This is a genomic window from Xinfangfangia pollutisoli (assembly GCF_020179405.1).
Classification (GTDB): Bacteria; Pseudomonadota; Alphaproteobacteria; order Rhodobacterales; family Rhodobacteraceae; genus Pseudogemmobacter; species Pseudogemmobacter pollutisoli.
Window position 1 is genome coordinate 34,238 of the sequence record NZ_JAICBZ010000007.1, and the last position, 21,353, is coordinate 55,590.

Sequence of the window (21,353 nt, forward strand, 5' to 3'; positions counted from 1 at the left end):
ACAATGAAAAACGCCCCGGCCTTGCGGCACGGGGCGTTTTCCGATCTTGCGGGCAGGGTCAGTGCAGCTTGGCGCCGACCGTCTCGATCGCTTCGTCGATCGAGGCATTGGCGGCCTCGGTCGTCATCTGCTTGGCCAGGATCTCGCCCGCCGCAGCAACGGCCACCGCCACAGCGCGTTCCCGCACGTGACGCAGCGCCGCGCCTTCGGCCGCCGCGATCTGCTCTTCCGCGGCCTGAAGCCTGCGGGCGATCGACCGCTGCAGCTCGGCCTTGGCCTGTTCGGCCGCCGCCATCGCCTCTTCCTTCGCGGTCGAGATGATGCGGTCGGTCTGCTCGGCCACGTCCTTCTGCTTGCGCTCATACGAGGCCAGCACCGACTTGGCTTCTTCCCGCAGCGCGCGGGCTTCTTCCAGCTCGGCCTTGATCTGCGCGGCGCGCGCATCCAGAAGCCCGGTCAGCTTCTTCGGCACGCCCATATAGACCAGCACGCCGATGAAGATCAGGAAGGCCACCAGCACCACGAAGTTGGTGTTGTGCAGGCTGAAGAACGGGCCCGAGGCCGCCAGAGCCGGGCTGGCGCTGGCGATCAGGGCGAAGAGAACGGAAAGCTTCTTCATCGCCTTATCCTTTCAGCCGGTTTGCGACCGCGGCATCGACCACCGCCTGATCCGCCGACCCGCCCAGCGCCGCGACCAGCGCGCCCGCCGTGTCGCGCGCCACCGCTTCGACCGCGTCCATCGTGCCGGCCCGGATCTCGGCCAGGCGCTTTTCCGATTCCGCGGTTTTCACCGCGATCTCGGCATCGGCCCGCGCCGTCGCCGCGTCCAGATCCTTCTGGATGTCGGCCTTGGCCGCGGCAACGATCTTGCCTGCCTCGGTCCGCGCCGTCGCCAGCGCGTCGTTGAAGGCCTTCTCGGCCGCCACCGCCTTGTGCTTCAGCTCTTCCGCCGCCGCCAGGTCATTGGTGATCGTGCCCTTGCGTTCCGCCAGGATCGCGCCGATCCGCGGCAGGGCGATGCGCGACAGGATCAGGAACATCACGACCAGCGTGACGACCAGCCAGAACACCTGGTTCGGGATCCATTCGGCGCAAAGCTGCGGCATGCCGATGGCGCCGCCATGCGCGTTCACGCATTGGCCAGCGGCTTCTTCAAGGATTGGTTCTGTTGCCATCTTCGTCCCCCATCGGACCCTTCGGACGCGGGCAGGCGCCGGTCTCCCGGCGCCCGCCCTGTTAAAGCGTCAGATGCCGGATCAGACGGCGAACATCAGCAGCAGGGCGACCAGGAACGAGAAGATGCCCAGAGCTTCCGCGAAGGCGATGCCGACGAAGAGGTTGGCCATCTGCGACGGGGCCGCCGAGGGGTTGCGCAGGGCGCCGGCAAGGAAGTTGCCAGCGATATGGCCCACGCCGATGCCGGCGCCGCCCAGACCCATCGTCGCCAGACCGGCGCCGATGAACTTGCCCATTTGCGCGAGTTCGCCTTCCATGATGAGTACTCCTGTTTCTGGAATTGGCTGAGGTTGAGGTTCGGACCTTAGTGGTGGGCTTCGCCCACCGCGTCACGCAGATAGACGCAGGTCAGAATGGTGAAGACATAGGCCTGCACGGCGGCGACGAGCAGTTCCAGCCCGTAGATCGCAGCGATGGCGGCGATCGGCACGACCGAGGCGATGCCCATGGCGCCGGCGAAGCCCGCGAAGACCTTGATCACGGCGTGACCGGCCATCAGGTTGCCGCCAAGACGAATGGAATGCGACAGCGGGCGGACGAAGTAGGAAATCACTTCGATCAGCGCCAGAACCGGGCGCAGGATCAGCGGCGCCGACGAGACCCAGAACATCGACAGGAAGCCCAGGCCCTTGCGGTAGAAGCCGACCAGCGTGACCGTCAGGAAGACCGCCAGCGCCAGAACCGCGGTCACCGCGACATGGCTGGTGGTGGTGAAGCTCATCGGGATCAGGCCAAGGATATTTGCCAGGAAGATGAACATGAACAGGGTCATGACATAGGGGAAGAACTTCGCCCCTTCATGGCCGGTCACATCCTCGACCATGTTGTAGATGAAGCCGTAGAACAGTTCGGCCACCGATTGCAGACGCGACGGGATGATGCCGCGGCGGCTGGTGGCCAGCACGAACAGCCCCAGCAGCACGACGACGGAAATCGCCATCCACAGCGTCACATTGGTGACCGTGTACCATTCCACCGGACCGTCGCCGAACAGCGGCTTGACGATGAACTGGTCCATCGGATGGATCGCCAGCCCGCCGGCATGCTCCGCGCCCTCGACCACATGCTCTTCGGTGCCAGTCGCCACGTTCAGCCCCCTTGATCCTGCCCGCCCTTGGGCGGCGTCTTGTCCTGCATCTCGCGCGCCTGCACCTCGCGCGCGGTGCCCAGCATGGTGCGCACCCCCGCGGCGAAGCCCACAAGCGAGAAGATCGCCAGGAAGAGCGGCAGCGTGCCGATCAGCACGTCCAGCCCGTAACCGATGCCAACCCCGAACACGATGCCGGTCGCCAGCTCGATCACCATCCTCCAGGCCACCTCGCCCTGCGAGAAACCCTTTGCCGTCTGGCTGCGTTCAGGCTTCGGCTTTCCCCGCAGCTTGGCGAGCCGGTCTTCCAGCGCGCGCAGGCGATCGGGATCGGGTTCCGAAGCCATCTGGCCCCCTTTGGCAGTTGCCGCATCTCTAGGGGGCGGGGCCTGTCGAGTCAACCGGGCATATGGCGCGACCAGACCGGCACAAGCCCTTGATCTGAAAGAAATCCCCTGCAGCGCGACAGAATGCGCGCCGGGGCGCGGGCGCCGATTTCGCCCCGGGCGCATATTCAACCCCGCGGTTGACAATTCCCCGCCCCGCCCCGAAGCATGGCCCATGTCCAGCCCTGCCCCCCCGCCCGACCGGCTGACCCAGGTCTTCGCCGCCCTGGCCGATCCGACCCGGCGGGCGATCCTGTCGATGCTTCTGGAAGACGACATGGCGGTGACCGATGTGGCCGAACCCTTCGCGATGAGCCTGGCCGCGATCTCGAAACATCTGGCCGCGCTGGCCGAGGCCGGGCTGATCAGCCGAGAACGCCGCGGACGGGTGATCTGGTGCAAGCTGGAACCCGACGCGCTGCGCGCCGCCTCGGTCTGGATGCAGGGCTTCGGCCAGTTCGATCCGGTCGATCTTGACGCGTTCGAGCGCTTCCTTGAACAGGAACTTTCCCCCGAAGACAGCACAAGCGACGCGGTCAGCGCCTCCGGCGGGGATATTTAGACAGAGAGGAAGGCCGCAAAAAGCCCTGCCCCTGCCGCCTTCCTCTCTGCAAAAATATCCCGGGGTCCGGGGCAGAGCCCCGGGGCCGGCCGCCCCGCCCCTAGGCCTGGGGCGTCGCGAACCAGCCCGCATAGGTCTTGCGCAATTCGGCCTTCTGCACCTTGCCCATGGTGTTGCGCGGCAGCGCCGCGACCACCACCGCCGCTTTCGGCTGCTTGAACCGCGCCAGCCGGTCGCGGATCCCGTCCAGCACCGTCTGCGCCTCCAGCGCCACGCCCTTCTGCGCCACCAGAACGGCGAAGACCGCCTCGCCGAAATCCGGGTGCGGCAGGCCCACGACCGCGCTTTCCAGAACCCCCGGCTGGGCGTCCAGCTCGGCCTCGACCTCGACCGGATAGATGTTGAACCCGCCCGAGATCACCAGATCCTTGGCCCGGCCGACGATCTGGACATAGCCGTCTTCATCGCGCCGCCCGATATCGCCGGTGATGAACCAGCCATCGGGGCGCAGCTCTTCGGCCGTCTTCTCGGGCATCTGCCAATAGCCGGCAAAGACATTCGGCCCCCGCACCTCGATCACGCCCGCCTCACCGGGGCCGGTCACCTCGGCGCCCTCGGCCATGATCCGCAACGCGACCCCCGGCAGGGGAAACCCCACCGTGCCGGGGCGGCGGTCGCCGTCATAGGGGTTCGAGGTGTTCATGTTGGTCTCGGTCATGCCGTAGCGTTCCAGGATGCGGTGGCCGGTCCGTTCCGCGAAGGCGCGATGGGTTTCGGCCAAAAGCGGCGCCGAGCCCGAGATGAACAGCCGCATGCCTGCGCAAAGGTCGCGGGTGAAGCGCTGCGTGTCGAGAAGCCTGGTGTAGAAGGTCGGCACCCCCATCATCGCCGTCGCCCGCGGCAGGGCGCGCAGCACCGCCTCCAGATCGAAGCCCGGCAGGAAGATCATCTGCCCGCCGGTCAACAGGCTGATGTTCGAGGCGACGAACAGCCCGTGGGTGTGGAAGATCGGCAGGGCATGCAGCAGCACGTCCTCGGCGGTGAAGCGCCACAGATCGGCCAGAACCCGGGCATTGGACAGAAGATTGCCCTGGGTCAGCATCGCGCCTTTCGACCGTCCGGTGGTGCCCGAGGTGTAAAGGATGGCCGCCAGATCGGCCTCGCCGCGCGGCGCGGGGGTCAGCGTGCCGGGCTGGTCTGCCATCGCGGCGGCAAAGCTGCCCGCCCCGGCCGCGTCCAGCGTGAAGAGCCGCGCGCCGTGGCGGGCGGCCAGCGGCGCCAGGGCCGCCTCGGCCGCCGGATCGCAAAGGAAGACCGCCGGGGTCGCATCGCCCAGGAAATAGTCCAGTTCGACCGGCGTATAGGCGGTGTTCAGCGGCAGGAACACCGCCCCCAGCGCGACGCTGGCGCCATAGATCGCCAGCGCCTCGGGCGATTTCGCCACTTGCACCGCCACCCGGTCGCCCGCGCGCAGCCCCGCCGCCTGCAGCGCATGGCCGGCCCGGGCCACCATGGCCAGGAAGGCGGCGCCGCTGATCTCGCGCCCGTCGTCCAGCAGCAGAAAACCCCTGTCCCGCCCGGCCAGCGGCGCGAACAGCGCGTCATACAGCATATTGGTCATGGCATCCTCCGCCTCTGCCGCCGTCCTGCCGCCGTCCTGCCATGGCGCGGCCGGCCGCTCAAGCCCGGGAAACAGTCTGTCGCCGGCCCGCCCCGCGCCGCCGCGATTTCCCCCGCGCCCCGCCACAAACCCGCCCCGCTTCGGAGGCTAGATAAAATGCAAGACGATGGAGGACGGGCGGATGGCCAGATTTCTCGACATGCTGCAGATCCTGTGCCGCAAGCGGAGCCAGACGCCGCGGCCGGATGCGATCTTCGACCAGCGGCTGCAGAAGCTGGGCGGCGTGCGCCGGGTTTCGGTGGCGCGGGCGGTCCTGTTCAGAACGCGACCTGAACCCCGGGAAGCTTGAGCGCCGCGATCAGGTCGCGCAATTCCTGCCGCGCGGCCAGGTTCGACAGGTTCAGCTGCTCGACCCCGGTATCCTTCAGGTCCAAAAGCGTCAGCCCGCGCGGGAACAGTTCGCGGAAGATCACCCGTTCGGAAAAGCCGGGCGCCACGCGAAAGCCGATCCGGCGCGACAGGTCTTCCAGCGCGGCGCCAACCTTCTTCTTGTTGTGCATCTGCTGGGCGCCCAGCCGGTTGCGCAGCACGATCCAGTCGATCGGCTTCAGCCCCGCCTGCGCCCGCAGCTGCCGCGCGCCCCAGACCATTTCCGAATAGATCGACGGGCCCTTCACCTTGCCGCTGTCGGGGTCGATGCGCGCCAGCAGGTCGAAATCGACGAAACTGTCGTTCAGCGGCGTGATCAGCGTATCGGCCAGCGAATGCGCAACCTGGCTCAGCCGGGTATGGCTGCCGGGACAGTCGATCAGGATGAAATCCTTCACCGGATCCAGATCGGCCACAACGGCGGTCAGGCGCTGGTCAAAGGCATTCTCGCCCGGGGCCAGCGTTGCAGGATCGACCTCGGGCAGCTCGCGGTAATCCGGCGTCGGCAGGTCCAGCCCCGATTTCGCCAGCCAGGCGCGGCGGTTTTCGACGTAGCGGCCGAACGAGCGCTGACGCAGGTCAAGATCCAGCGCCCCGACACGATGGCCCATCCGCGCCAGCGCGGTGGCGACATGCATGCAGGTGGTGGATTTGCCCGATCCGCCCTTCTCGTTGCCGACGACGATGATATGCGCCATGGGCCCTGCCCCCCTTGTGATCCGCCCCTCTATTGGCAATCCCGTGCCGAAAGGGGAAGACCCTTTCGGCGACAAGCCGCCCTAGCCCAGCGGCAGATCCTCGGCGCAGCGCAGCATCAGATGCTGACAGCGCCCCTGCGGCCAGTCGGTGCGGCCCCAGCAATAGCCGTCCAGCCCGGCGGCCTTGCGCAGGATCCACACCACCGGCACGCCGCCCTCGGTCAGCCGGGTCTCTCCGTCCAGCTGCATGCGGATGCCGGTCTCGTCCCAGCCCAGCACCGTGTAATCGGCCTGGCTGCGCAGCGCGCCCTGATAGTCGCGCGTGGGCGCCGACAGCTGGAAATGCGCCCGGCGCCGATCGGCCGAGAAGCTGAGCCGATGCGGGGCGACAGCGCAGGACAGATCCTTGCGGAAGGCGGCGCCGTAACTGCCGGCCAGATCCTCGAACAGATCGGCCCGCGCGGGCAGTGCCGCGGCAAGGGTCAGTGCCAAAGGCAGGACGCAACGAAAAAGGGCGCATCCGAAGATGCGCCCCGCTTTTCCTGCCGCCGGATCAGAAGCCCAGGCCGGCATATTTGTTCTTGAACTTCGACACCCGGCCGCCGGTATCCATCAGCTTGGCCGATTGGCCGGTCCAGGCCGGATGCGACAGCGGGTCGATGTCGAGAGACAGCGTGTCGCCTTCCTTGCCCCAGGTCGACTTGGTGCGATAGGTGCTGCCGTCGGTCATCTTCACTTCGATGAAGTGATATTCGGGGTGGATCCCTTCTTTCATCTCGGCTGCTCCTTATTCGGCTTTGGCTTTGTAATTGCTGTCTTCCGCGATCCGGGCCGACTTGCCGCGGCGCGCGCGCAGGTAGTACAGCTTCGCGCGGCGAACCTTGCCGCGGCGGACGACGTCGATCGTCTCGATATTGGTCGAGTACAGCGGGAAGACGCGCTCGACGCCTTCGCCGAACGAGATCTTGCGCACGGTGAAGGAGGCGGCCAGCGTGGCGCCGCCCTTGCGGCCGATGCAGACGCCTTCATAGGCCTGCACGCGGGTGCGGTTGCCTTCCTTGACGCGATAGCCGACGCGGATCGTGTCGCCGGCCTTGAAATCCGGAATGGTCTTGCCGAGCGCCGCGATCTGCTCGGCTTCGATCTGGGCGATGAGGTTCATGCGCCAGGTTCTCCATGACTGCCTGCGGTATGCCGCAGAGGTGATGCCGCGCCAGAGCTCTCGGTCTTCGCCCGGGTCCCTTCCCGGTTGCCCGGGAAAGCCCGCCAGAGATGGGGCCTGCTGTGCTTTCGTCGCCGCCCCCTGCCGGCGGTCCGGGCGAAGCCCCCGGGTCACGGCATAGGGAATCGGGTCCGGCGGGCTGACGCCCCGGACCGGGCGCGTATAGGCGCGCAGGGGGCGCCGGTCAAGAGCGGCCCGCGGTCAGGCGGCGGTCAGGCGGCGGCGCAGGGATCGCGGCAAAAGGCGCAAGCCCGGGCGCCCGGTTCAGCCCTTGCGCGCCAGGTGGCGGGCCCACAGGTCGGGGCGGCGTTCGGCCGTCAGTTTCTCGGCCTCGGCCCGGCGCCATTTCGCCACTTCGCCGTGATTGCCGCCGGTCAGCACCGCCGGAATCTCGCGCCCTTCCCAGACCGCCGGACGGGTGTATTGCGGATGTTCCAAAAGCCCGTCCGAGAAGCTTTCCTCTTCGGTCGAGGCGGCATTGCCCAAGACGCCGGGCAGAAGCCGCACCACCGCATCCAGCATCGCCTGGGCCGCGATCTCGCCGCCGGTCAGGACGAAATCGCCCAGGCTGACCTCTTCGGCCTGCCAATGGTCCAGCACCCGCTGGTCGACACCCTCGAACCGGCCGCAAAGCATCGTCAGCCCCGCGCCCGAAGCCCAGCGCCGCGCCATGGCCTGATCGAAGGGCCGCCCGCGCGGCGACAGATAGACCACCGGCCAGGCGGCGCGCGGCGCGGCGATGCCGTCCGAGGCGGCGCGCAGCGCGCGGTCGACCACATCGGGGCGCAGCACCATGCCCGCCCCGCCGCCGGCCGGCGTGTCATCGACATTGCGATGCTTGCCCTCGCCGAAATCGCGCAGCGCCAGGGTCTGCAGCCGCCACAGGCCCAGATCCAGCGCCTTGCCGGTCAGCGACAGGCCCAGCGTGCCGGGAAAGGCCTCGGGGAACAGGGTCACCACCCGCGCCTCGAAGGCGCCGCGCAGCAGGCGCGGTTCCTCCATCAGGTCGCGGGGCGTCAGGCTGGCGCGGATCGACAGCCGGCCATGGCTGAGGCTGGGCTTGGCGGGCGGCGGCGCGGACGGATCGGCAGGATCGGACATGTCCGCCCTTTAGCCGCAATCGCGGCGCGGGGAAAGCGGGTGCCGCAGCGCGCCCCGGTGCCGAGGCGCGGCTCAGGCGCTTTGCAGGCGCGGCGGGGCGGCGCGGCGGGCGGGGGTGGGGCGCGGCCCCGCCTCTGCGGGGCGCTTTTCTCCGTTTGGACCTTTGGGCATCAAACTACTCCTGGCTTACACCGGCCACACATGGCGGTGTCTTTGAAGTGTGCGAAGCGTTCCATCATAAATGTTTGCGCAGCCGCAACCGTCTCAAACGGGCCATCCCATCCAGTTGCACCCGATCCAGTGCGGTGCTGACCTTGCTGCCCTTGACCTTCTCGGCAGTCAGGGCAGTCTCCCTTATGAACCCTCGCCCGTTTGTGCGGCGACATGTGCGACACCCAGAATGACATACTGCCTCCTATGCTTCACGGTAGGCATATAGGATGCGAAGCGGCGCGGCGATACCTGTCAACCCCGCCAGATTTCAAACTGAGACACTACCCAGCAGGACGAAACTGTCGGCATCGTCGAGAAGATCGTCAAGCAGCGCCAGCGCTTCGGCGGCGGGGGCCGCGTCGGGCAGGACCAGCAGCGCCTCCAGCGCCACGCCATCGCCCGGCACCAGGCGGCGGGCGCGGGGCGGGCGCGGTAGGGGATACAGCAATTCGTCGATCGAGCGGCCCTCGGCCAGGGCCTGTTCGGGGTTCCAGACCAGCCGCGCCAGCACCAGCCCCGAAGTGGACAGGATCAAGGGCAGGATCGGGTGCAGATCCGGCAGCGTGCCCGCAACCCCGCCGATGCCGCGCCCCAGGCCGAAGCAGACCGCCACCAGCAGCGCCTGGGCCAGCACCTGCGCGGCCACGGCCAGCCAGGTTTCGCGCCGCAGCCAGTCGCCCGGCGCCTGCGGCCATTGCTGCGGCCGGGTCACCGCCAGCCACAGGGTGAAGATCGCCAGAAACGGCGGCATCAGCCCCCAGCCGAAGCCCGCCAGGCCCGCCAGCAGCGGCCCCAGATACAGCGCAACACCCGCCGTCTGCAGCAGCCTTGCCCCGATCCGCATCCTGCATCCCTCCTGCCGGCCGGCCCGTCCGTCTGGCCGGGTCGAGGCACGAAGGGTCAGTCAAGCCCCTCGGGCACATCGACCACCAGACAACCGCCGGCAATGTCCACGGTGGGAACGTTTGCCCGGGTAAAGGGCAGAAGTAGGGCGGATTTGCGTCCCGGAGCGGCGATTTCCAACAGATCCCCGGCGCCATGGTCATGCACGGCGGTGACGCGGCCGATCTCGGCCCCGCCCGGGTCGCGGACCAGCAGGCCGATCAGGTCGGCATGATAGAATTCGTCATCCGGCAGCGCGGGCAGCCGGTCGCGATCGGCGTAAAGCTCGGTGCCCTTCAGGGCATCGGCGGCTTCCTTGGTGCCAACCCCCGACAGCCGCGCGCCAAGCCCCCCCGCCACCGGGCGGGTCAGCTTGACGGTGAAGCTGCGGCTGCCGTCCTTGGTCCAGAGCGGCCCATAGGCGGCAATGTCAGTGGCTTCGGTGCAGAAGCTTTTCAGCCGCACCTCGCCCGAGACACCGAAGGCGCCGGCGATGGCGCCGACGCAGATCCGGTCTTCGGAGGCCCCGCTCATGGCGCGGCCCCCGTGCAGAAGCCGCGCGCATCCCAGGCCCCGCCGGCCGAGCGGCAGGCGCCGGGCTGGCCGCTTTCGGCCAGGCGGAAGCCGGCCCAGAAGGCCGCCCCGCACAGCGCCAGCGTCACCGTCCGGCGCAGAAGGCCAAGGCCCGGGATCATCGCACGCCCCCCAAGCCTTGGCTTATTCCGAAGCCGGCTCGGCGGCGCGGGCGGCCTTCTTCGCGGCGCGTTCGGCCATGGCCTTGCCCGGCACGGCCGACTTCGGATTGCTGCGCTCGGTCTTCGGGCGGGCGCCGGCGGCTTCCAGGAAACGCGCAACGCGATCCGTGGGTTGCGCGCCCTGGGCCAGCCAGTGGTTGACGCGTTCCATGTTCATGACGACGCGCTTTTCGTCATCCTTGGCCAAGAGCGGGTTGTAGGTGCCCAGCTTTTCAAGGAAGCGGCCGTCGCGCGGCATGCGCGAATCGGTCGCGACGATCGCGTAGAACGGGCGCTTCTTCGAGCCGCCACGGGCGAGACGGATTTTCATAGCCATGGTGTTTCTCCTTTGGATGGCTTGGATAAGCGGGGGATCCCCGCCCTACTTCTGGAAACTCTCGTGGTGCCTGATGACTTCGGAGATGACGAAGTTCAGGAATTTCTTGGCGAATTCGGGATCGAGATCGGCCTCGACCGCCAGTTTCTGCAGCCTGTCGATCTGGCGCGCCTCCCGCGCGGGGTCCGAAGGCGGCAGCGCGTGTTCGGCCTTCAGCCGGCCCACGCCCTGGGTGTGCTTGAAGCGTTCGGCCAGCGTATAGACCAGGATCGCGTCCAGCCGGTCGATCGACTGGCGATGCTCCTTCAACAGCTCGGCGGCTTTCGTCGCGGCGTCCATCAGGCCCCCCTTCCGTTCGGTCTTTCAGCGGTCTTGCCCGCGTCTTCCTTGCGTCTTCCTTCGGGGAAGACGCAGGACGGCACAAAGACCTGAATCGCGTGTCTCATGCTGCCCCCTCGGCCGGCGCCGGATGGCGGTAGATCACCGCAGCCTTGCCCGAGGGCGCGATCCAGTCACGTTCAAACACCGCCCCCATCCGGCGGGCCAGCGCGATCGAGCGGGCATTCTCGGGCGCGATGACCGAGATCAGCGCCCCCCAGCCCAAGGGCCCATAGGCATGCGCCCGCGCGGCCATGGCCGCCTCATAGGCCAGGCCCTGCCCCTCGTGGCCGGGATACAGCACCCAGCCGATTTCGCGTTCCAGCCAGCCTTCCGGGTTCCAGAAGCCGACATGGCCGATCGCCGCATCGCTGTCGCGCAGGGTCAGGGTCCAAAGCCCGTAGCCGCGCAAGTGCCAATGGCCGATCTGGGCGGCGAAGCCGCGCCAGGCGGTGGCGCGGTCCAGCGGGCCGCCGGTATAGCGGCTGCGCGGCTCGGCGAAATAGGTGGCATAGGCGTCGAAATCCTGCGGACCGGGCGCGCGCAGGCGCAGCCGTTCGGTCTGGAGTTCGGGGATGCCGGCCAGATGCACGCTCATGCCAGCCCCCGCAGGTCGTGGCGGATGACAACATCGGTCGGATCGGCGCCGGGCGCCTCGACCCGACAGCCGCCCAGCCGCAGGCCCAGCGCGATCGAGCGTTCATTGCCGGGGTCGATGTAATTGTCGATGTGATCCCAGCCAAAGCTTTGCCGCGCCCAAAGCATGACAGCGCGCGCCGCCTCGGCCGCGATGCCGCGCCCCTCGGCGGCGGCGGTGACGAACCAGCCCAGCTCGGGCTCGGGATAGCCCGCGGGCTGGTAGATGCCGACCTCGCCCAGATAGGCGCCGCTCGTGCGATCGTCGACCGAGAAGGGGCCGAAGCCCATCAGCGGCCATTGCCCGACTTCCGAGGCGAAGATGCGCCAGGCCTGTTCGGCAGTGAAGGGCCCGCCCTCCCAGACCGAGCGGTCATCGGCATAGAAGGCCTGCCGATGGGCGAAATCGGCAAAGACCGGCATGCGCAGCCGCAGGCGCCGGGTCTCGATCAGCGGCGCCGCGGCGAAGCGGATGGTGTCGGGGCGCGCGATCATGCCAGCGCCCCGCGCGACAGATCGGCCGGCGCATGGCCGGGCGCGTAATGGCGATAGGTCAGCGTCGGCTCGGCATCCGGGCACCAGGCCCGCGGATCGACCACCCCGCCCAGCCGTTCGCACAGCCGGTGCGAGCGGGCATTGGCCGGATCGGTATAGCTGACCGCGGTCTTGTGGCCGGAATGGGCGAAGAACCAGTCGCGGGCGGCGGCGGCGGCCTCGTAGGCCAGGCCCTTGCCCTCATCGGCCAGGCGCCACAGGCTCCAGCCCAGTTCGGGCTCGCGATGCTTGAAGGGGAAGAACGGGCCGATCCCGCCAATGGCGGTGTCCGAGCCGTGCAGCGTCACGCTGAACAGCGAAAAGCCGTGGCGGTGCCACTGGTCGAGCAGATCGTGAAAGGCGTCGCGGGTCTGGTCGCGCGACCAGGGCCCGCCCATCATATGCGACCGCTCGGACGACCAGAAGCGGAAGCCGGGCGAAAGATCCTTCATCGCGGGCAGGCGCAGGCGCAGACGCGCGGTCCAGAGGACCGGCCTGCCCTGTTCATCCTGATCGAGACGGTAGGAGGTCATTTCTTCTTCATCAGCCCCGACAGGCCCGAGGGCAGCGACATGCCGCGCGGCAGGCCCGGCAGACCACCGGCCCCGCCCATGCCCTGGCCAATGCCCTTGGCCAGTTCCGACATCTGTTCGGGCGACATTTTCGACGGGTCGGGCATGCCGCCCTTGCCCAGGAAGGACTTGATGGCCTGTTTCATCATCCCCCCCTTGCCCATCTTCTTCATCATGTCGGCCATCTGCTTGTGTTGCTTCAACAGCCGGTTCAGATCGGCCACATCCAGCCCCGCGCCCTGGGCGATGCGCTTCTTGCGGCTGGCCGCCAGCAGGTCGGGATTGGCGCGTTCCTTCTTGGTCATCGACTGGATCAGCGCGATCTGGCGCTTGAGCATCTTGTCGTTCAGGCCCGCCTCTTCGGCCTTCTTGGCCATGCCCGACATGCCGGGCATCATGCCCATCAGGCTTTGCATGCCGCCCATCTTCAGCATCTGCTCCAGCTGCATCCGCAGGTCGTTCATGTTGAACAGACCCTTCTGGAAGCGCTTGGCCATGCGTTCGGCCTGCTCGGCCTCGAAGGTTTCCTGCGCCCTCTCGACCAGGGCGACGATATCGCCCATGCCCAGGATGCGGCCCGCGACGCGTTCGGCGTCGAAGGTTTCCAGCGCGTCCATCTTCTCGCCCAGGCCGACAAAGCGGATCGGCTTGCCGGTGACGGCGCGCATCGACAGGGCAGCACCGCCGCGGCCGTCGCCATCCATCCGCGTCAGCACGACGCCCGAGATGCCGACCTTGCCGTCGAATTCGGCGGCGACATTCACCGCGTCCTGGCCGGTCAGACCGTCGACCACCAGCAGGGTTTCCCGCGGCTGGGCGATGTCGCGCACCGACTGCACCTCGTCCATCAGGACTTCGTCGATATGCAGACGCCCGGCGGTATCGAGGAACAGCACATCATAGCCGCCAAGCGAGGCCTGGGTCTTGGCGCGCTTGGCGATCTGCACCGCCGTCTCGCCCTTGACGATCGGCAGCGTGTCGACGCCGATCTGCCCGCCCAGGATCGCCAGCTGCTCCATCGCGGCCGGGCGGTTGGTGTCGAGGCTGGCCATCAGCACGCGCTTGCCGCTGCGGTCCTTCAGACGCTTGGCCAGCTTGGCCGTGGTCGTGGTCTTGCCCGAGCCCTGCAGGCCGACCATCAGGATCGCCGCCGGCGGATTGTCGATCTTCAGCGCATCGGCCGGGCCATCGCCCTGCAGGGTGCGCACCAATTCGTCATGGACGAATTTCACCACCATCTGGCCGGGGGTGATCGATTTCGTCACCGCCGAGCCGGTCGACTTCTCTTGCACCCGCTTGATGAAGTCGCGCGCAACCGGCAGCGAGACGTCGGCCTCGAGCAGCGCCACCCGCACTTCGCGCAGCGCGGTGATCACATCGGCTTCGGTCAGCGCGCCCTGTTTGGTCAGACGGTCAAAGACCCCGCCAAGGCGTTCTGAGAGGCTTTCGAACATCGCGTCACCCTTTCGGCGTTTCGGTCTGCCCCGATATGGGGCGGCGGTGGCAGGACGCAAAGCAGAACCGCACCCGTGGGCGCAACCGCGCTGACGGATGTCGATCCCTGGCCATGCGCCAATGGGACCGGAAGCCTATGCCTCCGGGGAATTCAGGCGGTGCGATACGCCGAAGGGCGGCGCGAGTCAAGAAAGCAAAGCCGCAACGCCAGGGCCTGGGCGCGGAAAGGCCGGCCTGTCAGCGCGGCGGGGGGCCGGGCGGGGCCTGATCGGGGGCCGGATTGCGGGTCTCGATCCGGGCCTGATCCAGCCAGCGGTTGATCGCCTTCACCAGATGCGCGCCGCCATCGCCCGAGGTCCAGGCCGCGCGCAAGGGCAGGTCGGGCCGGTCGGTCATCCGTAGGATCGGGCGGCGGATGGTGCTGCTCCCCGCGCCGCTCCGGTCGGGATCGCTGCCGGTGTCACGCCTTTCCTCGACCTCTGCCCTGCGGATCGATGCCAGCGCGAACCCCTCTTGCCGCGATCCGATCAGCGCGCGGATGCGCAACTCGCCCTGGCCGCTGTCGCGGTCAAGCCAAAGCCGCGCCCGCCGCAGCTCGACCGCCGCGAAGCCCAGGATCAGCACCAGGACAACCCAGCCCACAAGGGCCAGGCTGCCGCCGCCCTGACCGAAGGACAGCAGAAAAATCGCATCGGCCAGCAGCAGAAGGCCCACCAGAACGGCCTTCGACAGCGGCTCTTCGCGCAGCACCAGCCGCGCGGCGGAAGTCTCGCGGATCTTCATCGGGAAACCTCGGACCGGAAATGGACAGGACGGCCATGGGCGCAGGCTGCCCGCGCGCCGCGGCTTGCGTCAAGATCCGGATCCCCCGAACCGCGGGGATGCGAAGATTGCGCCGGCCGCCCCTTGAAATCGCGCCATATTTCGGCAAGGTCTGTGCATGATCGCACAGGAGCCCTGCGCATGGAGAATTGGGACGAGATCCGCACCGCCTATCAGGTTGCCCGGCTGGGCACCGTTTCGGGCGCGGCCGATGTGCTGGGGGTGCATCATGCAACCGTGATCCGCCATATCGACGCGCTGGAAAAGCGGCTGGGGACGCGGCTGTTCCAGCGCCATGCCCGCGGCTATACGCCGACCGAGGCGGGGCGCGATCTGCTGACCGTGGCCCAGGCGACGGATGAGCAATTCGTCCAGCTGGGCAATCGGATCAAGGGCCAGGGCGAGTCGGTCTCGGGCGAATTGGTGGTGACCTCGATCTCGGGCCTCTCCTCGCTTCTGGTGCCGGTGCTGGCCAGTTTCCAGGCGAAATATCCCGAAGTCGTCGTGCGCTTTCTGACCGACATGCGGCTGTTCCGGCTGGATTACGGCGAGGCGCATGTGGCGATCCGCGCCGGTGCAGCCCCGGAAGAGCCCGACAACGTGGTCCAGCCCCTGGTGCGGATCAAGACCGGGCTTTACGCCTCGGAAAGCTATGTGGCCGAACATGGCCGCCCCGCGGGCGAGGACGATCTGGCCGGCCACCGCTTCATCCTGCCCGACAACGAGGCCGCGCGCGCGCCCTTCTATCGCTGGCTGCGCGAAAGGGTGGGGGCGGATCGCTGCATCTTCCGCACGACCGAACCGCAGGCACTGGAACAGGCACTGCGCGAGGGGATCGGCATCGGCTTTCTGTCGGGCCATCGCGCCGAAGAGGGCGAGGGCCTGGTCGAGATCCTGCCGCCGCGCAGCGAATGGGATTCGCCCCTGTGGATCGTCACCCATGTCGACCTGCACCGCACCCGCAAGGTACAGGCCTTTGTCACCCATCTGAAAGAGGTGGCCAAGGGCTGGAAACTGTGCGGCCCGGCGGAGTGATCGCGGGGGTCACAGGCACCAGCACGGGCTTGTCTGCCGTGCAGGCTTGCGCCTAGGATCATCGGGCCCGGGCGGCTTGGGACCGGCGTGCCTTCCCTTGTTGCGAAAGGACCGTCATGAGTGACCTTTCCATTGGCGCCACGTCGCACGAACGCGCCGTGACCGAGGTCTTCCGCAACAGCAGGACCGGCTGGTTCCGATCGCGCGCCTATCACGAACACGGGGTCATGGTGCCGATGCTGCGCCGGCATGTCCGGCTGGAAACAGCCCGGATCCTGGATTTCGGCTGCGGCGGGTTGCCGATCGCCTCGGGCTCGTTCGCGCTGCGCTATCCTCGGGCCGAAGTCGTGGGCACGGATATCGAGCGGCCTGACCGCGACCGGATGGAGGCGGCCTTCCTGGCCCAGGCCGGCATGACACCGCCGCGCAACCTGCGGCTGGAGCAGTTGGCGCCAAGCACTCTGCCCGCGCATCTGGGCCAGTTCGACGCCATCTATGCCTGGAGCGTGTTCGAACACATTCCCCAAAGCGAAATCGTCACCTGCTTCCGGCTGATCCGCGAACGTCTGGCCGAGACCGGGGTGTTCTATTTCCAGATTGGGGGGCTGTATCACTCGTATATCGGCAGCCATCTGGGAAACTACCTGCCCAAGGGCTGGGGACATCTGGAACATGCCCTGTCCGAGATCCATGACATCGTCTTTTCCAGCGCGCAGCCCGAGGTGAAGAAGACGCGGGAATGGCAGCAGTTTCTTGAACTGAACCGGCTGGGCGCCGACGACTTCTTCGAAGCCGCGGCCGAGGCTGGGCTGACGCTGCTGTGGCGCGAGGATTTCGAAGATGGCGACCCGCCGGCGCGGCTTCTGCGCAATTACACCGCCAAGGCGCTGCGCACACATGAAATCCGGGGGCTGTTCAAGCGCTGAGATGCCGGCGCCCCAGCGGCCTACCGGAAGGCGCAGCCGGTCTTCACGCCCAGTTTCCGGAACACGATCGCCGCCGGGCACCAGCCGCTCAGCGACGACTGGATCAGGTTCGCGCCGATGAAGACGGTGAACCACAGGAAATAGGCCGAGACGTAATGGGTCAGCAGCACCGACAGCAGCACCATGCAGCCGGCGAACAGCATCACGGAACGGTCAAGGGTCATGGCAGGCGCCTTTCAGGCTTGGCTCTGGCTGCGGAACACCCGGTAGATCGCGGGGATCACCAGCACCGTCAGCAGGGTTGAGGTCAGAAGTCCGAACAGAAGCGAGATGGCCAGGCCCTGGAAGATCGGGTCGGCCAGGATCACCACCGCGCCGATCATCGCGGCGATGGCAGTCAGAAGGATCGGCTTGAAGCGGATCGCGCCGGCCTCGATCAGGGTCTCGACGCTGGGGCGCTGGCCCGCGGGCGTGGCGTGGCGAATGAAATCGACCAGGAGGATCGAGTTCCTGACGATGATGCCGGCCAGCGCGATGAAGCCGATCATCGAGGTGGCGCTGAAGGGCGCGTGGAACAGCCAATGGCCGGCCATGATGCCCAGAAAGGTCAGCGGGATCGGCGTCAGGATCACCAAGGGCAGCCGGAAGCTGCCGAATTGCGCCACGACCAGGATATAGATGCCCAGAAGCGCGATGCCGAAGGCCGCCCCCATGTCGCGGAAGGTGACCCAGGTCACTTCCCATTCGCCATCCCACAGCAAGGTGACCTGCGATTCATCCTCGGGCTGGCCATGCAGGCGGATCACCGGCTTTTCGCCCGGGGCCCAATCCATCGCGTCCAGTGCCTGGCCCACGGCGATCATGCCGTAAAGCGGCGCCTCGAACTGGCCGGCCAGCTCGGCCGTCACCATCTCGGCCGCACGGCCATTGTGGCGGAAGATCGGGAAACTGGCCTGTTCCTCGGTCACCCGGACCACATCGCCCAGTTCCACCACCCCGCGCGCCGCCGGATCCAGATCGGCCGGGATCGGCGTGGTCAGGAAGCGTTCGTCCAGGACCTTGCGGTCCTTGGGCAGGTCCAGTTGCAGGGGGATCGGATAACGCCCCTCGCCCCGATGCGAATAGCCCACGGTCGTGCGGCCGTTCAGATAGGACAGCGTGTCGAAGACATCGGCCTGATCGACGCCGAAAAACTCCAGATCGTCGGCGGAAATCGTGGCCCGCAGCCGCCGCGCGCGGGTGCCATAGCTGTCATCGACATCGACCACGAAGGGCACGCTTTCAAAGGCCTGCCGGATCTTCGCCGCCGCCGCCCGCCGCGCTTCGGGCGTGGGGCCGTAGACCTCGGCCAGCAGGGTCGAGATCACCGGCGGCCCGGGCGGCGGTTCGACCGTTTTCAGCACCGTGCCCGCGGGCACCGCCACCGCCTGCAGCCGGTCGCGAATGTCCAGCGCGATGGCATGGCTGGTACGGGTGCGGTCGGCCTTGGGGGTCAGCAGGATTTCCACCTCGCCCAGTTGCGGCTGGTCGCGCAGGAAGGAATGCCGCACCAACCCGTTGAAGTTGAACGGCGCCGACGTGCCGGCATGGGTGCGCACCGAGACGACTTCGGGCAGGGTCAGCACGGCGGCGGCCACATCCTGCGCCACGCGGTCGGTCGCCTCGACCGCGGCGCCTTCGGGCAGGTCGATCATCACCGAAAGCTCGGATTTATTGTCGAAGGGCAGCAGCTTGACCGTGACGTCCTTGCTGTACAGCGCCGCCAGCGAGCCGAAGGACAGGACGACCGTCGCCAGAAGAAAGCCCAGCGCCCGGCCGCGCGTGGCCAGGATCGGCCGCGCGACGCGGGCATAGATCGCCCCCAGCGCCCCGCCGCCCGGCCCGCCTGCGGCCGCGTCATGACCATGGCCCGCCAGCTGGGCGCGTCCGGCGATTTTCAGCATCAGCCAGGGGGTGATGATCACCGCGACGAAGAAGGAAAAGATCATCGCCGCGCTGGCATTGGCCGGAATGGGCGACATATAGGGCCCCATCAGCCCCGAGACGAACAGCATCGGCAACAGCGCCGCCACCACGGTCAGGGTGGCGACGATGGTCGGATTGCCCACCTCGGCCACCGCGTCGATGGCAGCCTGGGCGCGGGTCCGTCCGTCTTGCATGCCCCAATGGCGAGCGATGTTCTCGATCACCACGATCGCATCGTCGACCAGGATGCCGATGGAAAAGATCAGCGCGAACAGGCTGACGCGGTTCAGCGTATAGCCCATGACCCAGGCGGCAAAGAGCGTGAGAAGGATGGTGACGGGGATGACGATGGCCACCACCACAGCCTCGCGCCAGCCGATGGCCAGCCACACGAGCGCGATGATCGACACGGTCGCCAGGCCCAGGTGGAACAGCAGTTCATTGGCCTTTTCATTCGCCGTCTCGCCATAGTCGCGCGTCACGGTGACCTGGACCGAGCCGGGAATGACGCTGCCCTTCAACGCCTCAAGCCGGTGCAGCACCGCCTCGCCCACCACAACCGCATTGGCGCCGGCGCGCTTGGCCACGGCCAGCGTCACCGCCGGATGGCGTTCGGGCGCGCCATCGGCGCCGCGGGTGACCATGGACACGATATGGTCCGAAGTATCGGCGACATAAGACACATCGGCGACATCGGCCACATAGACCGGGCGGCCGTCGAAAGTGGTGACCAGAAGCCCCGCCACCTCCGAGGGCGCCTGCAGGGTTTCGCCCGCGACCAGCGCGACCGACTGGCCGCCGTCGCGCAGGCTGCCCGCCGCAAAGCTGCGATTGGCCTGCTGCACCTTCTGCGCCAGTTGCTGCAGCGTCACGCCATACAGCGCCAGCCGGTCGGGATCGGGGGCGATGCGGATCGCGTCCTGCGCCTCGCCCACCAGATAGGTCAGCCCGACCTCATCGGTCTTGGCCATTTCGGCCTGCACCGCGCGCGCGATCCGGGTCAGGTCATTGGCCGACACCTCTTGCCCGGGCGCGGCCGACAGGGTCAGCGCCAGGATCGCCACATCGTCGATGCCGCGGCCGATCACCAAAGGCTCGGCGATCCCCACCGGCAGGCGCGCGATATTGGCGCGCAGCTTTTCATGCACACGCAGGATGGCATCGTCGGAATTGGTGCCGACCTTGAACCGCGCCGCGACCATGATCGCATCATCCGAAGTCTGGCTGTAGACATGCTCGACATCGTTGATCGCCTTGACGATCACCTCCAGCGGTTCGGTGACCAGCTTCACCGCATCCTCGGCCCGCAGACCGGGGGCCGAGACATGGATGTCGACCATCGGCACCGAGATCTGCGGCTCTTCCTCGCGCGGCAGGCTGATCAGCGCGACCAGCCCGGCGGCCAGCGCGGCCAGGATGAACAGGGGCGTCAGGGCCGAGCCGATGAAGCCCCGGGTCAGGCCCCCGGCGATGCCAAGCGGGTGTTTGGGCGAGGGGTCAGTCATGGCTGGCCCCCGTGGCGGCGGCGGCAGCGGCGGCCCCGTCGGTCAGGACGGTATCGCCGGCTTGCAGACCCGACAGGATTTCAACCATCGCCACGCCTGCAACCGTCTGGGGCGCACCCGGCACCACGGCGCGCAGGGTGACGGCATCGCCTGTTTGCACGGCCACGAAATCCAGCCCAGCCCGTGCAACCAGCGCGGTTTCCGGCACCATCAGCGCCGTGCGCGTGGCCAAGGGCAGGCGCACCAGCACCCGGGCGTCGACGAAACGGTCGGACAGGCCTTCGGCCGAGACATCGGCCAGGACACGGCCATTCTCGATCAGCGGATAGATCCGTTCCAGCCGGCCCTGCATCGCGCCCTCGGGGCCTTCGATCTGCATCAGCGCGCCGTCCTGCAGCGCCGCCGCATGGCGTTCGGGCACGGCCAGGCGCAGATACAGGCCGCCGCCGCCGATCAGCGCCACTTCTTCCCCCGCCTGGATCACCGCGCCCCGGGCAAGCGGCACATCCAGCACCCGGCCCGCGACCGGGGCCAGCACCGCGCCTTCGGCCGCCTGCTGTTCGACCACCCGAGCCTGGGCGATCACCGCATCCAGCTGGCCCCGCAGCACCGTGACCTGAGTGCGCAGCGCATCCAGATTCTGCGCCGTGGTCACGCCGCGGGCCAGCAATTCCTCGCCGCGCTTCAGTTCCGTCGCGGCATTGTCGAGCTGGGCCTGAAGGGCGGCCTCTTGGGCCTGCAGCGCCGACAGCTGGAAGCTGAGCTTCTCGTCCAGGATCCGGCCCAGGACCTGCCCCGCCGTGACCTGATCGCCCTCGCTGACCGTCAGCTCGACCAGCGTGCCGCCCAGCCGCGCCCGGGCGGGCAGACGGTCGCGCGCCTCGATCCGGCCGAAGACCGCCTTCCAGTCGGTCATGACCTGCGGCGCCAGCAGCAGCGCGGGCGGCACTTCGGCCAGGGCTGCCAGCGGGGCAAGGCCCAGCGCGACAGGCACGATCAGCGGCATCAGGATCCGGC

The 21,353-nt window shown here is 67.9% G+C and carries 28 protein-coding genes; 4 read left to right on the forward strand and 24 right to left on the reverse strand.

What is annotated here, in order from left to right; translation table 11 throughout:
* Positions 1–58: 58 nt before the first annotated feature.
* The 5 genes from K1Y73_RS04585 to K1Y73_RS04605 all read right to left on the reverse strand — a co-directional run bounded on the left by K1Y73_RS04585 (position 59) and on the right by K1Y73_RS04605 (position 2,670).
* Positions 59–619, reverse strand: a complete 561-nt coding sequence (locus K1Y73_RS04585) for a F0F1 ATP synthase subunit B (protein WP_225026800.1) — start codon at positions 617–619, stop codon at positions 59–61.
* A gap of 4 nt (positions 620–623) precedes the next feature.
* Positions 624–1,175 (reverse strand): F0F1 ATP synthase subunit B', encoded by a 552-nt coding sequence (locus K1Y73_RS04590; RefSeq protein ID WP_225026801.1) that lies wholly within the window; start codon positions 1,173–1,175, stop codon positions 624–626.
* Positions 1,176–1,256: 81 nt separating this feature from the next.
* Positions 1,257–1,493: a F0F1 ATP synthase subunit C gene (locus tag K1Y73_RS04595; RefSeq protein WP_225026802.1), complete on the reverse strand. Its 237-nt coding sequence runs from the start codon at positions 1,491–1,493 to the stop codon at positions 1,257–1,259.
* Between the two features lie 47 nt (positions 1,494–1,540).
* The gene (locus tag K1Y73_RS04600; protein ID WP_318248219.1) at positions 1,541–2,323 is read right to left on the reverse strand and encodes a F0F1 ATP synthase subunit A; all 783 of its coding nucleotides are present in this window, start codon (positions 2,321–2,323) and stop codon (positions 1,541–1,543) included.
* A gap of 2 nt (positions 2,324–2,325) precedes the next feature.
* Positions 2,326–2,670, reverse strand: a complete 345-nt coding sequence (locus K1Y73_RS04605) for an AtpZ/AtpI family protein (RefSeq protein ID WP_225026803.1) — start codon at positions 2,668–2,670, stop codon at positions 2,326–2,328.
* A 214-nt stretch (positions 2,671–2,884) separates the two neighbouring features.
* Between K1Y73_RS04605 and K1Y73_RS04610 the strand changes: the two genes are divergently transcribed.
* A complete protein-coding gene (locus K1Y73_RS04610; RefSeq protein WP_225026804.1) occupies positions 2,885–3,271 on the forward strand; it encodes an ArsR/SmtB family transcription factor in 387 nt (128 codons plus the stop codon).
* A 100-nt stretch (positions 3,272–3,371) separates the two neighbouring features.
* On the opposite strand, the gene K1Y73_RS04615 is transcribed toward K1Y73_RS04610, so the two are convergent.
* Positions 3,372–4,892 (reverse strand): malonate--CoA ligase, encoded by a 1,521-nt coding sequence (locus K1Y73_RS04615; protein WP_225026806.1) that lies wholly within the window; start codon positions 4,890–4,892, stop codon positions 3,372–3,374.
* 181 nt (positions 4,893–5,073) lie between these two features.
* Between K1Y73_RS04615 and K1Y73_RS04620 the strand changes: the two genes are divergently transcribed.
* Positions 5,074–5,241: a hypothetical protein gene (locus K1Y73_RS04620; protein WP_225026808.1), complete on the forward strand. Its 168-nt coding sequence runs from the start codon at positions 5,074–5,076 to the stop codon at positions 5,239–5,241.
* On the opposite strand, the gene K1Y73_RS04625 is transcribed toward K1Y73_RS04620, so the two are convergent.
* The 15 genes from K1Y73_RS04625 to K1Y73_RS04695 all read right to left on the reverse strand — a co-directional run bounded on the left by K1Y73_RS04625 (position 5,210) and on the right by K1Y73_RS04695 (position 14,866).
* Entirely contained in the window at positions 5,210–6,019 is an 810-nt protein-coding gene (locus tag K1Y73_RS04625; RefSeq protein ID WP_225026810.1) for a division plane positioning ATPase MipZ, read from the reverse strand. The genes K1Y73_RS04620 and K1Y73_RS04625 overlap by 32 nt on opposite strands.
* Positions 6,020–6,100: 81 nt before the next feature.
* Positions 6,101–6,511 carry a hypothetical protein gene (locus K1Y73_RS04630; RefSeq protein ID WP_225026811.1) on the reverse strand — a complete coding sequence of 137 codons (411 nt, stop codon included), beginning with the start codon at positions 6,509–6,511 and terminating at the stop codon, positions 6,101–6,103.
* Positions 6,512–6,572: 61 nt separating this feature from the next.
* Complete coding sequence (rpmE, locus tag K1Y73_RS04635; protein ID WP_225026813.1) at positions 6,573–6,794, reverse strand: 50S ribosomal protein L31; 222 nt, start codon at positions 6,792–6,794, stop codon at positions 6,573–6,575.
* Positions 6,795–6,806: 12 nt separating this feature from the next.
* A complete protein-coding gene (rplS, locus tag K1Y73_RS04640) occupies positions 6,807–7,181 on the reverse strand; it encodes a 50S ribosomal protein L19 (protein ID WP_225026815.1) in 375 nt (124 codons plus the stop codon).
* 324 nt (positions 7,182–7,505) lie between these two features.
* Positions 7,506–8,342, reverse strand: a complete 837-nt coding sequence (gene trmD, locus K1Y73_RS04645; protein WP_225026817.1) for a tRNA (guanosine(37)-N1)-methyltransferase TrmD — start codon at positions 8,340–8,342, stop codon at positions 7,506–7,508.
* Between the two features lie 481 nt (positions 8,343–8,823).
* Positions 8,824–9,399: a hypothetical protein gene (locus K1Y73_RS04650; protein ID WP_225026819.1), complete on the reverse strand. Its 576-nt coding sequence runs from the start codon at positions 9,397–9,399 to the stop codon at positions 8,824–8,826.
* A 56-nt stretch (positions 9,400–9,455) separates the two neighbouring features.
* A complete protein-coding gene (gene rimM, locus K1Y73_RS04655) occupies positions 9,456–9,971 on the reverse strand; it encodes a ribosome maturation factor RimM (protein WP_225026820.1) in 516 nt (171 codons plus the stop codon).
* Positions 9,968–10,132 (reverse strand): hypothetical protein, encoded by a 165-nt coding sequence (locus K1Y73_RS04660; protein WP_225026821.1) that lies wholly within the window; start codon positions 10,130–10,132, stop codon positions 9,968–9,970. The genes rimM and K1Y73_RS04660 overlap by 4 nt, the downstream gene beginning before the upstream one ends.
* A 22-nt stretch (positions 10,133–10,154) precedes the next feature.
* Positions 10,155–10,508, reverse strand: coding sequence for a 30S ribosomal protein S16 (gene rpsP / locus K1Y73_RS04665; RefSeq protein ID WP_225026822.1), 354 nt, complete (start codon positions 10,506–10,508; stop codon positions 10,155–10,157).
* Between the two features lie 45 nt (positions 10,509–10,553).
* Complete coding sequence (locus tag K1Y73_RS04670) at positions 10,554–10,847, reverse strand: chorismate mutase (RefSeq protein ID WP_404819060.1); 294 nt, start codon at positions 10,845–10,847, stop codon at positions 10,554–10,556.
* A gap of 103 nt (positions 10,848–10,950) precedes the next feature.
* Complete coding sequence (locus K1Y73_RS04675) at positions 10,951–11,484, reverse strand: GNAT family N-acetyltransferase (protein ID WP_225026824.1); 534 nt, start codon at positions 11,482–11,484, stop codon at positions 10,951–10,953.
* Positions 11,481–12,017, reverse strand: a complete 537-nt coding sequence (locus tag K1Y73_RS04680; protein WP_225026826.1) for a GNAT family N-acetyltransferase — start codon at positions 12,015–12,017, stop codon at positions 11,481–11,483. Before K1Y73_RS04680 ends, K1Y73_RS04675 begins: the two co-directional genes overlap by 4 nt.
* Positions 12,014–12,589 carry a GNAT family N-acetyltransferase gene (locus K1Y73_RS04685; RefSeq protein ID WP_225026827.1) on the reverse strand — a complete coding sequence of 192 codons (576 nt, stop codon included), beginning with the start codon at positions 12,587–12,589 and terminating at the stop codon, positions 12,014–12,016. Before K1Y73_RS04685 ends, K1Y73_RS04680 begins: the two co-directional genes overlap by 4 nt.
* On the reverse strand, positions 12,586–14,082 hold the full coding sequence (gene ffh, locus K1Y73_RS04690) for a signal recognition particle protein (protein WP_225026829.1): 1,497 nt from the start codon (positions 14,080–14,082) through the stop codon (positions 12,586–12,588). Before ffh ends, K1Y73_RS04685 begins: the two co-directional genes overlap by 4 nt.
* Positions 14,083–14,320: 238 nt before the next feature.
* Positions 14,321–14,866: a hypothetical protein gene (locus K1Y73_RS04695; RefSeq protein WP_225026830.1), complete on the reverse strand. Its 546-nt coding sequence runs from the start codon at positions 14,864–14,866 to the stop codon at positions 14,321–14,323.
* A 180-nt stretch (positions 14,867–15,046) separates the two neighbouring features.
* Between K1Y73_RS04695 and K1Y73_RS04700 the strand changes: the two genes are divergently transcribed.
* Both K1Y73_RS04700 and K1Y73_RS04705 read left to right on the forward strand, forming a co-directional pair.
* A complete protein-coding gene (locus tag K1Y73_RS04700) occupies positions 15,047–15,940 on the forward strand; it encodes a LysR family transcriptional regulator (RefSeq protein WP_225026832.1) in 894 nt (297 codons plus the stop codon).
* 116 nt (positions 15,941–16,056) lie between these two features.
* On the forward strand, positions 16,057–16,866 hold the full coding sequence (locus K1Y73_RS04705; protein WP_225026834.1) for a class I SAM-dependent methyltransferase: 810 nt from the start codon (positions 16,057–16,059) through the stop codon (positions 16,864–16,866).
* 20 nt (positions 16,867–16,886) lie between these two features.
* On the opposite strand, the gene K1Y73_RS04710 is transcribed toward K1Y73_RS04705, so the two are convergent.
* From K1Y73_RS04710 to K1Y73_RS04720, 3 genes are read right to left on the reverse strand one after another with little or no spacing between them, the layout of a single operon-like run.
* Positions 16,887–17,090 carry a YgaP family membrane protein gene (locus tag K1Y73_RS04710; protein WP_225026835.1) on the reverse strand — a complete coding sequence of 68 codons (204 nt, stop codon included), beginning with the start codon at positions 17,088–17,090 and terminating at the stop codon, positions 16,887–16,889.
* Positions 17,091–17,102: 12 nt separating this feature from the next.
* On the reverse strand, positions 17,103–20,336 hold the full coding sequence (locus tag K1Y73_RS04715; protein WP_225026837.1) for an efflux RND transporter permease subunit: 3,234 nt from the start codon (positions 20,334–20,336) through the stop codon (positions 17,103–17,105).
* Positions 20,329–21,345, reverse strand: a complete 1,017-nt coding sequence (locus K1Y73_RS04720) for an efflux RND transporter periplasmic adaptor subunit (protein WP_225026872.1) — start codon at positions 21,343–21,345, stop codon at positions 20,329–20,331. The genes K1Y73_RS04715 and K1Y73_RS04720 overlap by 8 nt, the downstream gene beginning before the upstream one ends.
* Positions 21,346–21,353 lie beyond the last annotated feature (8 nt).

Excerpts from the sequence above, each read along its gene's own strand:
- K1Y73_RS04680 (WP_225026826.1), bottom strand. The coding sequence starts at position 12,017 with ATGATCGCGCGCCCCGACACCATCCGCTTCGCCGCGGCGCCGCTGATC.
- K1Y73_RS04595 (WP_225026802.1), bottom strand. The coding sequence starts at position 1,493 with ATGGAAGGCGAACTCGCGCAAATGGGCAAGTTCATCGGCGCCGGTCTG.
- K1Y73_RS04650 (WP_225026819.1), bottom strand. The coding sequence starts at position 9,399 with ATGCGGATCGGGGCAAGGCTGCTGCAGACGGCGGGTGTTGCGCTGTAT.
- K1Y73_RS04705 (WP_225026834.1), top strand. The coding sequence starts at position 16,057 with ATGAGTGACCTTTCCATTGGCGCCACGTCGCACGAACGCGCCGTGACC.
- K1Y73_RS04625 (WP_225026810.1), bottom strand. The coding sequence starts at position 6,019 with ATGGCGCATATCATCGTCGTCGGCAACGAGAAGGGCGGATCGGGCAAA.
- rpmE (WP_225026813.1), bottom strand. The coding sequence starts at position 6,794 with ATGAAAGAAGGGATCCACCCCGAATATCACTTCATCGAAGTGAAGATG.
- trmD (WP_225026817.1), bottom strand. The coding sequence starts at position 8,342 with ATGTCCGATCCTGCCGATCCGTCCGCGCCGCCGCCCGCCAAGCCCAGC.
- K1Y73_RS04700 (WP_225026832.1), top strand. The coding sequence starts at position 15,047 with ATGGAGAATTGGGACGAGATCCGCACCGCCTATCAGGTTGCCCGGCTG.
- rplS (WP_225026815.1), bottom strand. The coding sequence starts at position 7,181 with ATGAACCTCATCGCCCAGATCGAAGCCGAGCAGATCGCGGCGCTCGGC.
- ffh (WP_225026829.1), bottom strand. The coding sequence starts at position 14,082 with ATGTTCGAAAGCCTCTCAGAACGCCTTGGCGGGGTCTTTGACCGTCTG.
- rimM (WP_225026820.1), bottom strand. The coding sequence starts at position 9,971 with ATGAGCGGGGCCTCCGAAGACCGGATCTGCGTCGGCGCCATCGCCGGC.
- K1Y73_RS04685 (WP_225026827.1), bottom strand. The coding sequence starts at position 12,589 with ATGACCTCCTACCGTCTCGATCAGGATGAACAGGGCAGGCCGGTCCTC.
- K1Y73_RS04715 (WP_225026837.1), bottom strand. The coding sequence starts at position 20,336 with ATGACTGACCCCTCGCCCAAACACCCGCTTGGCATCGCCGGGGGCCTG.
- K1Y73_RS04695 (WP_225026830.1), bottom strand. The coding sequence starts at position 14,866 with ATGAAGATCCGCGAGACTTCCGCCGCGCGGCTGGTGCTGCGCGAAGAG.
- K1Y73_RS04585 (WP_225026800.1), bottom strand. The coding sequence starts at position 619 with ATGAAGAAGCTTTCCGTTCTCTTCGCCCTGATCGCCAGCGCCAGCCCG.
- K1Y73_RS04660 (WP_225026821.1), bottom strand. The coding sequence starts at position 10,132 with ATGATCCCGGGCCTTGGCCTTCTGCGCCGGACGGTGACGCTGGCGCTG.
- K1Y73_RS04670 (WP_404819060.1), bottom strand. The coding sequence starts at position 10,847 with ATGGACGCCGCGACGAAAGCCGCCGAGCTGTTGAAGGAGCATCGCCAG.
- K1Y73_RS04605 (WP_225026803.1), bottom strand. The coding sequence starts at position 2,670 with ATGGCTTCGGAACCCGATCCCGATCGCCTGCGCGCGCTGGAAGACCGG.
- K1Y73_RS04590 (WP_225026801.1), bottom strand. The coding sequence starts at position 1,175 with ATGGCAACAGAACCAATCCTTGAAGAAGCCGCTGGCCAATGCGTGAAC.
- K1Y73_RS04610 (WP_225026804.1), top strand. The coding sequence starts at position 2,885 with ATGTCCAGCCCTGCCCCCCCGCCCGACCGGCTGACCCAGGTCTTCGCC.
- rpsP (WP_225026822.1), bottom strand. The coding sequence starts at position 10,508 with ATGGCTATGAAAATCCGTCTCGCCCGTGGCGGCTCGAAGAAGCGCCCG.
- K1Y73_RS04620 (WP_225026808.1), top strand. The coding sequence starts at position 5,074 with ATGGCCAGATTTCTCGACATGCTGCAGATCCTGTGCCGCAAGCGGAGC.
- K1Y73_RS04710 (WP_225026835.1), bottom strand. The coding sequence starts at position 17,090 with ATGACCCTTGACCGTTCCGTGATGCTGTTCGCCGGCTGCATGGTGCTG.
- K1Y73_RS04675 (WP_225026824.1), bottom strand. The coding sequence starts at position 11,484 with ATGAGCGTGCATCTGGCCGGCATCCCCGAACTCCAGACCGAACGGCTG.
- K1Y73_RS04615 (WP_225026806.1), bottom strand. The coding sequence starts at position 4,892 with ATGACCAATATGCTGTATGACGCGCTGTTCGCGCCGCTGGCCGGGCGG.